Source organism: Peribacillus sp. NPDC097675, from assembly GCF_050277655.1.
GTDB lineage: Bacteria > Bacillota > Bacilli > Bacillales > DSM-1321 > Peribacillus.
Genome location: NZ_JBNNSK010000008.1, coordinates 52,085 through 65,289 on the forward strand (window position 1 = coordinate 52,085; position 13,205 = coordinate 65,289).

At 42.2% G+C, this 13,205-nt stretch carries 11 protein-coding genes, 1 riboswitch and 1 other annotated feature; of the genes, 7 read left to right on the top strand and 4 right to left on the bottom strand.

Features of this window, described 5'->3' with window-relative positions:
• The first annotated feature begins 108 nt into the window (after positions 1–108).
• Positions 109–271: riboswitch (SAM riboswitch) on the top strand.
• Positions 272–437: 166 nt separating this feature from the next.
• Entirely contained in the window at positions 438–1,634 is a 1,197-nt protein-coding gene (gene metK, locus ACQKL5_RS12940) for a methionine adenosyltransferase (protein ID WP_427609250.1), read from the top strand.
• A gap of 112 nt (positions 1,635–1,746) precedes the next feature.
• Here the strand turns inward: metK and ACQKL5_RS12945 are convergent, their stop codons facing one another.
• Positions 1,747–2,265, bottom strand: a complete 519-nt coding sequence (locus tag ACQKL5_RS12945; protein ID WP_427609492.1) for a gamma carbonic anhydrase family protein — start codon at positions 2,263–2,265, stop codon at positions 1,747–1,749.
• Positions 2,266–2,480: 215 nt separating this feature from the next.
• Between ACQKL5_RS12945 and ACQKL5_RS12950 the strand changes: the two genes are divergently transcribed.
• Complete coding sequence (locus tag ACQKL5_RS12950) at positions 2,481–3,284, top strand: lysophospholipase (protein WP_427609252.1); 804 nt, start codon at positions 2,481–2,483, stop codon at positions 3,282–3,284.
• 76 nt (positions 3,285–3,360) lie between these two features.
• On the opposite strand, the gene ACQKL5_RS12955 is transcribed toward ACQKL5_RS12950, so the two are convergent.
• From ACQKL5_RS12955 to ACQKL5_RS12965, 3 genes are all read right to left on the bottom strand, one after another.
• On the bottom strand, positions 3,361–4,005 hold the full coding sequence (locus ACQKL5_RS12955; protein ID WP_427609253.1) for an alpha/beta hydrolase: 645 nt from the start codon (positions 4,003–4,005) through the stop codon (positions 3,361–3,363).
• Positions 4,006–4,162: 157 nt separating this feature from the next.
• Positions 4,163–4,735, bottom strand: coding sequence for a class I SAM-dependent methyltransferase (locus ACQKL5_RS12960; protein WP_427609255.1), 573 nt, complete (start codon positions 4,733–4,735; stop codon positions 4,163–4,165).
• Positions 4,732–5,697, bottom strand: a complete 966-nt coding sequence (locus ACQKL5_RS12965; RefSeq protein ID WP_427609256.1) for a TIGR01212 family radical SAM protein — start codon at positions 5,695–5,697, stop codon at positions 4,732–4,734. The genes ACQKL5_RS12960 and ACQKL5_RS12965 overlap by 4 nt, the downstream gene beginning before the upstream one ends.
• A gap of 164 nt (positions 5,698–5,861) precedes the next feature.
• On the opposite strand from ACQKL5_RS12965, the gene ACQKL5_RS12970 reads away from it, so the two are divergent.
• From ACQKL5_RS12970 to ACQKL5_RS12990, 5 genes are all read left to right on the top strand, one after another.
• Complete coding sequence (locus ACQKL5_RS12970; RefSeq protein WP_427609257.1) at positions 5,862–6,365, top strand: SMI1/KNR4 family protein; 504 nt, start codon at positions 5,862–5,864, stop codon at positions 6,363–6,365.
• An 87-nt stretch (positions 6,366–6,452) separates the two neighbouring features.
• Entirely contained in the window at positions 6,453–6,716 is a 264-nt protein-coding gene (locus tag ACQKL5_RS12975; RefSeq protein WP_427609259.1) for a YtzC family protein, read from the top strand.
• 156 nt (positions 6,717–6,872) lie between these two features.
• Positions 6,873–7,102, top strand: a binding site (T-box leader).
• 53 nt (positions 7,103–7,155) lie between these two features.
• Positions 7,156–9,570 (top strand): leucine--tRNA ligase, encoded by a 2,415-nt coding sequence (gene leuS, locus ACQKL5_RS12980; RefSeq protein WP_427609261.1) that lies wholly within the window; start codon positions 7,156–7,158, stop codon positions 9,568–9,570.
• A 40-nt stretch (positions 9,571–9,610) separates the two neighbouring features.
• A complete protein-coding gene (locus ACQKL5_RS12985) occupies positions 9,611–9,754 on the top strand; it encodes a hypothetical protein (RefSeq protein WP_427609263.1) in 144 nt (47 codons plus the stop codon).
• A gap of 266 nt (positions 9,755–10,020) precedes the next feature.
• Entirely contained in the window at positions 10,021–12,954 is a 2,934-nt protein-coding gene (locus ACQKL5_RS12990; RefSeq protein WP_427609265.1) for a S8 family serine peptidase, read from the top strand.
• The last annotated feature ends 251 nt before the right edge of the window (positions 12,955–13,205 follow it).

A 13,205-nucleotide genomic window follows, 5' to 3' on the forward strand; every position in this document is an offset into this window, starting at 1 on the left:
GCCATAAAAAAAGTTTTTTTATTTTTCGTTGATGGGGAAAAATGTTCTAATTAGAAAAACATTGACAAATTCAGACTAAATGCGATAGTATCTTAAATTGTACGGATTCTCTTATCCCGAGTTGGTGGAGGGACAGGCCCTTTGAAACCCAGCAACCTGCCATATTGAACTTGACCCAAAGATCAATCGCCGAAAATAAAGCGATGATTCTTCAAGGAATTGTGGTGATGGTGCTAACCTGAGCAAGGTAAAGACCCTTGAACGATAAGAGTGAAAGGATAGATGATAGAATTTTTAAACCTTTCCTCATAACCCAGGGAAGGTTTTTGTGTTTTTTTCATGAATTCTGTGTCTATGATTGAAACTAATAAGGGAAACGAGTTCCGTAAAGATCAGGCTTATGCCTACAACATACTAACTTCCAAGGAGGAAATAAGATGTCAAAGAAACGTCTATTTACTTCTGAATCTGTTACAGAAGGCCATCCGGATAAGATTTGTGATCAGATTTCAGATTCCATTTTAGATGCAATCCTTGCTAAGGATGCAAATGCGCGTGTCGCGTGTGAAACAAGTGTGACGACAGGTCTTGTGCTTGTTGCTGGAGAAATTACAACATCGGCTTACGTGGATATTTCGCGTATCGTCCGTGATACGATTGCAGGAATTGGCTACACGCGTGCGAAATATGGCTTCGATGCCGAGACTTGTGCCGTTCTAAGCTCAATCGATGAGCAGTCTGCTGATATCGCAGCGGGCGTTGATAAAGCATTAGAAGCACGTGAAGGCACGATGTCGGAAGAGGAAATCGATGCAATCGGTGCAGGGGACCAAGGTCTTATGTTCGGATTCGCGTGCAATGAAACGGAAGAGCTTATGCCCCTTCCCATTTCATTGGCCCACAAGCTTTCTTTCCGCCTTTCTCAAGTTCGTAAGAATGATACGCTAAGCTATTTGCGTCCTGATGGTAAAACACAGGTAACGGTTGAGTATGATGAGAATAACCTGCCTGTGCGTGTAGATACTATCGTCATCTCTACACAGCATGATCCTGAAGTGACACTTGAGCAAATTCAAGCGGACCTGAAAGAACATGTGATTAAAGCGGTTGTGCCAGCTGACTTAATCGACGAAAACACGAAATACTTCATCAACCCGACTGGTCGTTTCGTAATCGGTGGACCACAAGGGGATGCGGGTCTTACTGGACGTAAGATCATCGTTGATACGTACGGCGGATACGCTCGTCACGGCGGCGGTGCTTTCTCTGGTAAAGATGCGACGAAAGTTGACCGTTCTGCGGCATATGCTGCACGTTACGTTGCGAAAAACATCGTAGCTGCCGGCCTAGCTGATAAAGCGGAGGTGCAATTAGCATACGCAATTGGTGTGGCTAAGCCTGTATCGATTTCAGTCGATACATTCGGCACAGGAACAGTAAGTGAAGAGGTACTAGTGGAATTGGTGGAAGCGAATTTCGACCTACGTCCAGCTGGTATCATCAAGATGCTTGACCTTCGTCGCCCAATCTACAAACAAACAGCTGCATATGGTCACTTCGGCCGTACAGATGTTGATTTGCCTTGGGAGCGCACGGATAAAGCAGAGGCTTTGAAAACACAAGCTCAAGCGTAAACCATAATTAAAAAGGTGCCTCGCAATTTGCGAGGCACCTTTTTGATGGAGTTAAATAGGATTAAATATGGTTACGTAGGGAATAATTCAATGAATCCTATTTTTGTGAATTTTACTTAATTCGTTCAGCCTGTTTATAAATCTGCCCTTTTTCAGCGTATTCACGAACGATTCGATCCATATCCTGGCGATCTTCATCATTGATTTCGCGAACGACTTTGGCTGGACGTCCAAACGCTAACGTGTTTGGTGGGATCACTTTTCCTTGAGGAACAAGGCTACCGGCTCCGATAAAGGCACCTTCACCAATTTCCGCACCATCAAGTATGATGGAACCCATACCGACGAGAGCCCCTTTTCGAACCTGACAGCTATGTAGGATGACTTGGTGGCCGATGGTCACTTCATCTTCAATTATTAATGGGTTATTGGGGCTTTGATGAAGAACGCTATTATCTTGTACGCTTACTCTTTTACCGATGATGGTAGGAGCTACGTCACCACGGATGACGGTATTGAACCAGATTGTTGATTCTTCTCCAATCTTCACATCGCCTGTTACGACGGCATTTTCAGCAAGATAAGCGCTCTCGGCAATATCTGGTTCTGCACCTTTGAATGGATAAATAATCAATTTTAATCATTTCCTTTCCGAAGTGGATAATTTTACTGTATTATTTTAATATACCGTATCAAAATAGGCTTGGCTAATATTTCAAGTAGCCCAACTTATTCGGCTTCGTTTTTGTCGAAAATCATGAAGATGGTTATAATTTATCATATAGATTATTTTTCATTCAGCATGGAACGGAAACAACTAGAGAAAAAGTGAAAGGGGGATTTCGAATGTGGAAATGGGAGACGGACGGAGACGCAAAAGGCGTCATCGTCATAATTCATGGGGCAATGGAACATCATGGCCGTTATAAGTGGTTAACTCAAATGTGGCTTTCAGCCGGATACCATGTCGTCATGGGTGACCTTCCTGGGCAGGGAATGACTACTCGCGCTTTCCGAGGGCATATCGATTCCTTTGACGAATATTTAGAAGAAGTAAAAAGCTGGATAGAAGATGCCTACGATTATTCTCTTCCGGTCTTTTTATTAGGACATAGCATGGGCGGCTTGATTGCAATCCGTCTGCTTCAGGAGGAGGAATGGGATATTGCGGGGGTCATTTTATCATCGCCATGTCTCGGCCTGATGACGCATCCTCCCAAATATTTAACTGCGATTTCACACGGGATGAATATCGTAATGCCTAAGTTCCGGGTGGATTCTGGGTTAACTCCCCAAATGGCGACGAGAAATTCGGAAATCCGTGAATCGGATACGAATGATACATTATACATTACCAAGGTATCTGTTCGATGGTATCGCGAGCTTGTACAGGCTATGAAGGATGCTTTTGAAGAAATACCGGAGTTCCAAGATGTACCGTTCCTGTTGATGCAGGGCGGAGAAGACAAGGTTGTCAACAAGAAAGCGGTCCGTGAGTGGTTCAATTATAATTTGGCCAGCGAAAAGCAATACAAGGAATGGCCGAAGTTATATCATGAAATTTTCAACGAACCGGAACGGGATGATGTCTTTCAATATGCACTCAGTTTCGTTGAAAACCGGTTGAAGATATTAGGGTATGTTGTTTAAAATGGTCCGAAGCTAAAAAGAAACATACAGGAAAGAGGTGCTCATTGCGCCTCTTTTCTGTATGTTTTGATGATTACTATGGGGTCTTCACTAGGTTTTGAAGTGTTTCCATAACCCTAGATAGGGCTAACAAAGAATGAGTGGTCTCGAATTCTCCGATATCTAAGTGATGATCTGCATGTGGAACAATCTCGATTTGTAGATTAGTGCTATGCAATTGGTCGATTTGATTTGAATGATAGTGGGGGTCTTTGTCCCCGATAACGAGGAGTCCTTGATGTTCACTGTTTAAGAGTGAATCGAAAATCGATTCGAACTTTAACAATGGAGTAAGTAAAATCACCTTTGAATGTAAGAATTCGTTTCTTTTGAATAGGTCATTCACGATGGGGATGGTTCCAAGGGACTTACCTAAGAATATCGTTTCGGTATATTCACCATTTTTAAGAACATCCAAGATGACAGGATGAATATCATCCATCATGGTCTTGGATATTTCCTCAAGAGGTTTTTTTAGAAAATATTCCCCATAGGAGTAATGGACATGAATAATATCCACTTTATTTTGAAGCATGGTCATCGTTGCATAATAAAATAAGGGCTTATCATAATTGTATCCTGAACCTGAAAACATAAAGCAAACGGTGTTCGAACCTGTTTCAATATGTGTATACCGTATTTCTTTGCCGCTCGTTTGGATACTCTTTTCATGTACTTTCATTCATTTGCCTCCGGATATATTCATTAAAAATTTCAGATTTGGATTGTAACTTTGCCAGATTCCAATATTCTTCTTTCTGATAAGTATAATTTAAAAATTAAAAAAATTCAGCATCTAAATGAAAGATACCACCGTTTATACAACAGTGGCATGTGGATTATCTCTTTTCTATTGCAACCAGAAACGGAGGGGAATGGACTTGATTGATGAAGTCGTATTTAAGGACATGGGCTTTTTGCTGAGACAGGTTCTGTACATATTGCATCAATGCATCCCGTTCCGCTTCGCCTCCTGGATGTCCATGATAGATGACGAGGACGATGATGCCCTCTGGAGCCATCATTTCAAATAGCTTAGTAAGTGAGGGAATCGTCGTATCAGCTTGAGTGATGATCGATTTATCGCCTCCAGGCAAATAGCCAAGGTTGTAGATGGCCCCGGTAATCTTTCCTGTATGTTCCCCGGAAATATAAGTATCGAGCTGTTCGTGTCCATCGTGGACGAGCGTGCAGCGCTTCTGTAGATGTTCGGTTTCCAATCTATCAGCGGTATTGTGAATGGCTTGCTCTTGAATGTCAAAACTATAAACATGGCCAGTTTCACCAACTAATTTGGCAAGAAATACGGTGTCATGGCCGTTACCCATCGTTCCATCGACGGTGATGTCACCAGGCTGTATTGCTCTCTCGAGGAGCAGATTCGCAAATGATAGCACTCGATCCAGCTTCATGGTAAGGGTACCTCCTTGGATTGATAATGTTTTCCCTGCCAGCTGTTGCGAAGTTTCAGCTCGGCGTCAATGGCATTCAGGACATCCCATTTATTGACGCTCCACATCGGTCCAATCATCAAGTCGATGGGGCCATCGCCGGTAATGCGATGAACGATCATTTCAGAAGGGATGACCTCCAATTGATCGCATACAAGTCTTACATAGTCGTCGCGGTCGAGGAATTCGAGCATTCCTTTTTCATATTGCTTGACCATCGGCGTACCTTTCAAAAGGTGAAGCAAGTGGATCTTAATGCCTTGCACATCAAGCTTAGCCACTTCGCGTGCGGTTTCCATCATCATGCCATAGTCTTCCTTGGGAAGGCCATTGATGATGTGGGTACAAACACGGATTCCGTGTTTACGCAGTTTATCGACACCTTCTTTGTAACAAGTGAAATCGTGGGCACGATTGATTAGATTTCCCGTTTCATCATGGACGGTCTGCAGACCAAGCTCGACCCAAAGGTAGGTGCGTTCGTTCAGTTCCGCCAAATAGTCGACTACATCATTCGGAAGGCAATCCGGGCGTGTTGCGATGGAAAGCCCGACCACCCCTTCTTGTGTGAGGACGTTTTCGTACTTTTCACGAAGCTCTTCAACGGGGGCGTGGGTGTTGGTGAACGCTTGGAAATAGGCCATATACTTGCCATCTTTCCATTTATGGTGCATTTTTTCACTAACTTTCTTAAATTGGACCTCGAGTGGTTCGACGCGATTTCCAGCAAAATCACCCGAGCCTGCGACACTGCAGAAGGTACATCCGCCATGGGCGACGGTGCCATCACGGTTTGGACAGTCAAAGCCACCGTCAAGTGCGACCTTGAAGACCTTATGGCCAAAGTGATTGCGTAAATGGTAATTCCAAGTATGATATCGTTTGTTATCCGTTGCATATATAAACGGGTTTGCTTGATCCATATCAGCAACCTCCTAAATGTAATAAAGCGCAATCTATAGTATACAACATTCTGGCTAACAGGTCTTTTTCTGAAAAAAGAAGCGTATAATGTATCTTGAAGGTTAATTTTAGATATTTAAAGGTGTTTGACAGTGTATCTAAATCGAGTCGGGAGCTGATGAAAATGACCGTTCAAGTAGAAGAAGTCATCAATCAAATGAAAAAGAAATTGGCAGATAATAACCAGGTGCTAGAAGTCAATGAAAATGGGACTGCATTTAAAGCGACATGTACCTTCAATTCTCCTGCCTCGGACGAACAAATCCTTGCCTTTGAGGAAAAAACCGGTTTGCTGCTCCCCGATGATTATAAAGCGTTTTTGAAGATTACGAATGGGTGCCGACTGTTCGATCATGTCGAACAAGGGGGCGAAAATGATATATATAGCCTCGAGGATATCATAAATTATACGTACGAAGAAGATTACGAAGGTTGTTATAAGGTGGCCTGCATTTATCAAGATAATATTGTCATTCATGGTAAGGACGTTTCCGAAGGGAAGCGGGACTATATCATGGTAAAAGGGCATATTGATGATTTCGAGGAAAGTAAGCCGATTCATATGAGTTTCAGCGAGTGGCTCGAGCAATTCATTTCCCGTGAAGGGGTAAAGTTCTGGGATAAGTAAAATAAAATGATAATCCTCACGTTCTTTGTTCAAACTAATTGAGATGATGTTACGTCATCCAAATGAACGTGAAGGAGAGGGTTAGAAATGGCAACTAGACAATCCGTTGGTCAGTTATTAGAGGAATGCGAAGGAGCTCTCCGATTTGCAGATTATGAATATAACGAAGCATCAAGACTGGGCCATTACAGTGATGATGAATTCCAGAAGTCACAGCTTTATATCGAAGAGGCGTTAACGGATTTGGACAAAATGTACGGAAGTGCAAATGCCCAGCAACGGGATATGCTCCAAAGGATGGAACAGCAATTGAATGATATCAAGAATGATATGATTGTATTGCGTCATTAAGGATGGATGTGGGGGCTATGGATGCATAGCTCCCTTTTACATGCACGATTTTCAACAAGTATGCATATATAATGAAAAAACTGGTGATAATGTTGTTGACCGGCTATTGCATTTATCGGTAAAATTGACTAGAATGTAATAAAATCAAATATTCTTATAAAGACTAGGAAGAGAAGTAGTAGCAATTAGAGCCAGTTTAGAGAGTTGACGGATGGTGCAAGTCAACCTGGAATGATTGTGAACTCGTCTTGGAGTCACGGGTGTGAAGCATTAGTAATGCCTGGCGTCTAAACCACGTTACGGAACTTTTAAGCTGGGCGATTTCTTTATTATCGCCAATGTGGGTGGTACCGCGGGAAGATATACATAATCCTCTCGTCCCAATTTGGGATGAGGGGTTTTTTATTGTTTTTTCATACGGAAAATAGGAGGAAGTCTGATGAGTTTTGAACATAGAAGCATAGAAACGAAATGGCAGCAGTATTGGGAAGAAAACAAGACGTTTAAAACGGGTGAAGATAGTGGCAAACGTAAATTTTACGCGCTTGATATGTTCCCGTATCCTTCAGGAGCAGGTCTTCATGTAGGACATCCGGAAGGTTATACAGCAAGTGATATTTTAGCACGGATGAAACGGGCACAAGGGTATAATGTGCTACATCCAATTGGTTGGGATGCGTTTGGTCTTCCGGCAGAGCAGTACGCGATTGATACAGGGAATGACCCAGCGGAATTCACTGAGCACAACATTAACACGTTCCGCCGTCAAATCAAGGCGCTTGGTTTCTCTTATGACTGGGATCGTGAAATCAATACGACGGACCCGGACTATTATAAATGGACACAATGGATTTTCTTGAAATTATACGAAAAAGGCCTTGCCTATATCGATGAAGTCGCTGTGAACTGGTGCCCGGCACTTGGTACGGTTTTAGCGAATGAAGAAGTCATTGATGGAAAAAGTGAACGGGGCGGACATCCGGTCGAGCGCCGTCCGATGAAACAATGGATGTTGCGCATCACGGCTTATGCAGACCGTCTAATCGACGATTTGGATGATGTGGATTGGCCAGAAAACATCAAAGATATGCAACGCAACTGGATCGGCCGTTCTGAAGGGGCTGAAGTGACGTTCACCATCGACGGATTCGATGAATCATTCACGGTCTTCACGACGCGTCCGGATACATTATTCGGTGCCACATATGCCGTTCTTGCTCCAGAGCATCCTTTCGTGGATAAGATCACGACATCCGAACAACGTGCGGCTGTTGACGCTTATTTAGATGAAGTGAAACATAAAAGTGACCTCGAGAGAACGGACCTTGCAAAGGATAAGTCAGGCGTGTTCACAGGCGCTTATGCAATCAATCCGGTCAATGGCGAGAAAATGCCGATCTGGATTGCCGATTATGTATTGATCAGCTATGGAACGGGTGCAATCATGGCGGTTCCTGCTCATGATGAGCGTGATTATGAATTCGCCGTTAAATTCAAATTGCCAATCAAGGAAGTCGTAGCTGGTGGAGATGTGACGAAAGAAGCCTATACGGGTGATGGACTTCATGTGAATTCCGGATTCCTTGATGGGATGAATAAAGAAGAAGGCATCACGGCCATGATCAAATGGCTGGAAGAAAAAGAAATCGGTACGAAAAAAATCACATACCGTCTTCGTGACTGGTTGTTCAGCCGCCAACGTTACTGGGGTGAGCCGATTCCAATCATCCATTGGGAAGATGGCACGATGTCCGCATTAAACGAAGAAGAGCTTCCATTGCTTTTACCTAAGGCGACGGACATCAAGCCTTCAGGAACAGGCGAATCACCACTTGCGAACATCACGGATTGGGTGAATGTCGTCGACGAAAACGGTCGCAAAGGACGCCGCGAGACGAATACCATGCCACAATGGGCAGGTAGTAGCTGGTACTTCCTTCGTTATATCGATCCGGACAATACAGAAGCTCTTGCCGATCCGGAAAAATTGAAAGAATGGATGCCGGTCGACATTTATATCGGTGGTGCCGAGCATGCGGTGCTTCACTTATTGTACGCGCGCTTCTGGCATAAATTCTTGTATGACATCGGTGTCGTACCAACGAAAGAACCGTTCCAGAACCTGTTCAACCAAGGAATGATCCTGGGCGAGAACAATGAAAAAATGAGTAAATCAAAAGGAAATGTCGTGAACCCGGATGACATCGTGGAAAGCCACGGTGCGGATACGCTTCGTATGTACGAAATGTTCATGGGGCCACTGGATGCATCCATTGCTTGGTCGACAAACGGATTGGACGGTTCACGCCGCTTCCTAGACCGTGTCTGGCGTTTGCTTGTCAATGAAGATGGTACCATGACGGATAAACTGGTCGATACAGATGACAGCGGCAAGCTTGAAAAAGTGTATCACCAAACCGTTAAAAAAGTAACCGAGAACTATGAAGAATTGAAATTCAATACGGCGATTTCACAGCTTATGGTCTTCATCAATGATGCCTACAAAGCTGAAACACTACCGAAAGAATATATCGAAGGCTTCGTGAAATTGCTTGCACCAGCTGCACCGCATATCTCAGAAGAACTTTGGTCTAAGCTAGGCCATTCCGAAAGTATCGCATATGGAACATGGCCAGCATTCGACGAAGCAAAACTCGTCGATAACGAAGTGGAAATCGTCATCCAAATCAACGGAAAAGTCAAAGCCAAACTAATGGTGCCGACTGATACGACAAGAGAAAAACTAGAAGAAATCGCGATGGGCGAAGACGCCATCAAAGAACAAATCGATGGCAAAACCGTCCGTAAAGTCATTGCCGTACCTGGCAAATTAGTCAACATCGTCGCAAACTAAATGAATGATCGAAGAGCTACCCCTAAGGGTGGCTCTTTTTGTGTATTGGGAAATGGAGTATGACGATAAAATCGTAGGGAAAGAAGATAAAAGTGTCATTTTGGAAGAAAAAGATCAATATGCGTCGATAAAAATAAAGAACGCGACGATAAAATCCGAAAACTGCAAGATAAAGAAAGAGTGAGTGCAAAATTCGATATACGGACACATTTTATTAATAGATGTGGAACCTTAAGGAAGCGAGACAGAAATAGAAGGTAAACCCACTCACATAAACGGTCACATGCGAGGCGGACAGCTAGAATCAAAAATGGGTATTAGTGCGATTTACCTATTTATTCATTTAAATCTAGCGATATCAAAATATTACCAAAAAAATGGTTGATAATATTTAGCAGTATGATAATTTGGTATAGTAATGTATATTTAGCATTTTTAGGAGGGTAACTATTGAACGTTAAAAGAGTAAGTAGATTTACGGTATGTATACTCATATTTTCACTGATTTTTGGCTTGATGATTCCTCAAAGATCTCAGGCTGCAACGGATGATACTTCTATTGAAGAAGCAAAAACGATTAAAAATGGTGATACTTTAGAAGGTAATTTTGAAAAAATCGGTACTAGGTGGTACCAAATTACACCAACGAAAGAAGAAATAGAAAAATTCTCTCATATTGAGTTTGAAGTTAATTCTGATCGCATCCTCAATATTTCTGTTTATGCGGATAAAGAAAAAGCGATAAATGAAGAGGGGAATTATTGGACTTCTTCTTATCCCGACGAAAAGGCTATCGTTGACTTTCCATATGCTTGGGATGGTCCGTATTACGTTAAGGTTGAATACTTTGGGGAAACGGATGATGAAGGAAATCCGTTGCCAGAAGAAAATAATAAGGCAACCTATTCAATTAATGCTCATTCTGTAACTTTGGCTCCTACATATGGAGAAGAAGATGAATCGGAATCTTGCTCGGTTGAGATAAGTGTGACGGATAAAAAATCAGGGGAATCCATGCTTAAGACGATTCGTGAATTTAGAGACGAAGTTTTGACAAAGTCTTCTGCAGGACGTAGTCTATCATCTTTATACTATAAAACTTCTCCATTTCTTGCCTTTAATTTAATTAGCAATAAAACGTCTAAAGAAGAAGTTTATAGTAATCTAGTTATACTTAAACCTCTTATTGCTGAGATGAATGAAAAGGGAGAAAGCAGTACGGCCGTTATAAGCAATAAACAGCAAGAAGCGATTAATGCTTTGTTCAACAAAACAAAAGCTGTCGCTCCCTCAGGATTAAAAGATGAGATGGATAAGATTGCCAAGAAAGTTGATTTGGATCATCTTGCCGGTGAACGGGTCGTTGATATCGCAACAAAGGCTGGAATTACACTTCCTGCTTCGAAAAGCACGGATAACAAATATATCGTTAAGCTAAAACCAGGAAAGTCACTGAGCTCTGTCCAATCCAAGGCAAAAGGAAAAGGATATGGGACACTTTCGACTGTTAAGAAACAAGAACCTCTGTTTGAAGACATGTATGTAGTTGAGCTAGATAAACAAGAAAAAAAGAGTGTGACAGCTCTTTCAAACATCGAAAAACTTCCAGAAGTGGAATATATCGAAAAGGTAACAAAATACAAAGCACTTTCAAATGATATTCAATCACCCTATCAATGGTCTTTAAATAACCTCGGTGGCGAAGAGGGTATTAAAGGCGCAGACATCGATAACAACAAATTACAGAATCTTATAAAGAACCGTACACTTAAGGATACATTAGTAGCGGTAGTCGATACCGGTGTCGATAACACTCTGGCTGATTTAGAAGATGCAGTTCGTATGGATTTAGGGAAGAACTTCATTAATAAACAAGCCAATGCTTTAGATGATAATGGTCATGGTACCCATGTTTCTGGAGTGATTGCTGCCAAGTCCAATAATGGGTATTCCATGCAAGGGATTAATCCATATGCTAAAATCTTGCCGGTTAAAGTGCTCGATTCTTACGGATCTGGAGACATGGAGAAAATTGCTTTAGGTATTAAATACGCTGCAGACCATGGAGCGAAAGTAATCAACCTAAGCTTAGGTGGCGGATACAGCCGGACTATTGAATATGCCTTAAAATATGCTTCAGAAAAGAATGTAATGATTGTGGCGGCTAGCGGAAACGATGGAGTGGAAGAGATGTCCTATCCTGCTACCTCTAAATATGTCATTTCTGTCGGTGCTACCAACGCTCTTGACTTAGTATCGGATTATTCAAGTTTTGGCGCAAAGTTAGATATAGTTGCTCCAGGGACAGCCATTCCGAGCCTAGTGCCGAACGGTAATGTAACGTATATGGATGGCACATCGATGGCTACGCCACATGTTGCCGCGGTTACTGCATTGCTAGTATCTCAGAATCCTAGTTTGAAATTAAGTGATGTTAAACAGATTCTTCATGAGACATCAGAATACGTTGCTTTTAAAGAAGAAGATAATGTAGATCCTTATGGTGAATTAGAAGGTGTAAATGCCGAAGAAGGAATAAGGGATGCAACTCCAGCATTAGCATTACCTGTTGGAAAAGATTTAATTTCCGGATATGGCAGACTGAATGGATTTAGCGCACTTAGTAAAGTGGATTTAAAAGCTAAAGTCAATCCAATCATTGATACACAAACAAAGATTACAGGTTCAGCCAAAAAAGGTTCAACCATAGAAGTGAAGAATGGAAAGAAAACACTTGGGAAAACGACTGCATCAGCAAACGGCTCTTTCAGCATTAAGATCCCAGTTCAAAAAGCTGAACAACGCCTTACTGTAATTATCTCTGATTCCACCAAATCAGCAGTGGCTTCCATTAAAGTGTTCGTGAGTAAGGGAGAAACTCCTAAAGCACCAACTGTCAAAGCCGTAAGTGATAAAGATACGTATGTAACGGGAAAATCACAAGCGGGAATGACGATTTCCATCAAAAATAGTGCCAAAAAAGTAATCGGCAAAGGCAATACAGACAGTAAAGGGAATTACAAAGTAAAAATCAGCAAACAAAAAGCAGGCACGAAGCTTTCCGTCACTGCTACTGACGTGGCGAAACGGGAAAGTAAAGCAACAAACGTGACTGTACTGGATAAAACGGCGCCAAGTGCTCCGAAAGTCGACCTAGTAACGGATCAATCGAAAAAAGTAACCGGGAAAGCGGAAGCGGGATCGACCGTTACGATCAAGTCTCAAAACAAGAAAGTCGGATCGGCCGTAGCTGATAAAAAAGGGAAATATACGGTGAAAATCAGCAAGAAAAAAGCAGGAGTCAACTTGTATGTCTCAGCGAAAGATAAAGCGGGCAATACAGGTAAAGCTACGAAAGTAACCGTTAAGAAGTATAAAAAATAACGTACAGATGAAACCAGCCCTCCCGTGTTTAACACGGGAGGGCTGGTTTTTCTTATGAAGACCAAGAGGATGATCCATGTTTCAGTATGTATGATGAAGCAGGGACATTTTGATTGTTGATTTGTAAGGAAGTATGTCTAGCTATTTCCGTTGCCTCCCAGTCTATTATTCTTTACACAAGGATTGGCATTCCAGATATATACGGAAATAAAAAGGTAAACAGACAAAAACGATGCGTCCGCTTACCTACC

Coding starts and splice junctions, on each gene's coding strand:
- metK (WP_427609250.1), top strand. CDS start 438: ATGTCAAAGAAACGTCTATTTACTTCTGAATCTGTTACAGAAGGCCAT.
- ACQKL5_RS12950 (WP_427609252.1), top strand. CDS start 2,481: ATGTGGAAATGGGAGACGGACGGAGACGCAAAAGGCGTCATCGTCATA.
- ACQKL5_RS12955 (WP_427609253.1), bottom strand. CDS start 4,005: ATGAAAGTACATGAAAAGAGTATCCAAACGAGCGGCAAAGAAATACGG.
- ACQKL5_RS12960 (WP_427609255.1), bottom strand. CDS start 4,735: ATGAAGCTGGATCGAGTGCTATCATTTGCGAATCTGCTCCTCGAGAGA.
- ACQKL5_RS12965 (WP_427609256.1), bottom strand. CDS start 5,697: ATGGATCAAGCAAACCCGTTTATATATGCAACGGATAACAAACGATAT.
- ACQKL5_RS12970 (WP_427609257.1), top strand. CDS start 5,862: ATGACCGTTCAAGTAGAAGAAGTCATCAATCAAATGAAAAAGAAATTG.
- ACQKL5_RS12975 (WP_427609259.1), top strand. CDS start 6,453: ATGGCAACTAGACAATCCGTTGGTCAGTTATTAGAGGAATGCGAAGGA.
- leuS (WP_427609261.1), top strand. CDS start 7,156: ATGAGTTTTGAACATAGAAGCATAGAAACGAAATGGCAGCAGTATTGG.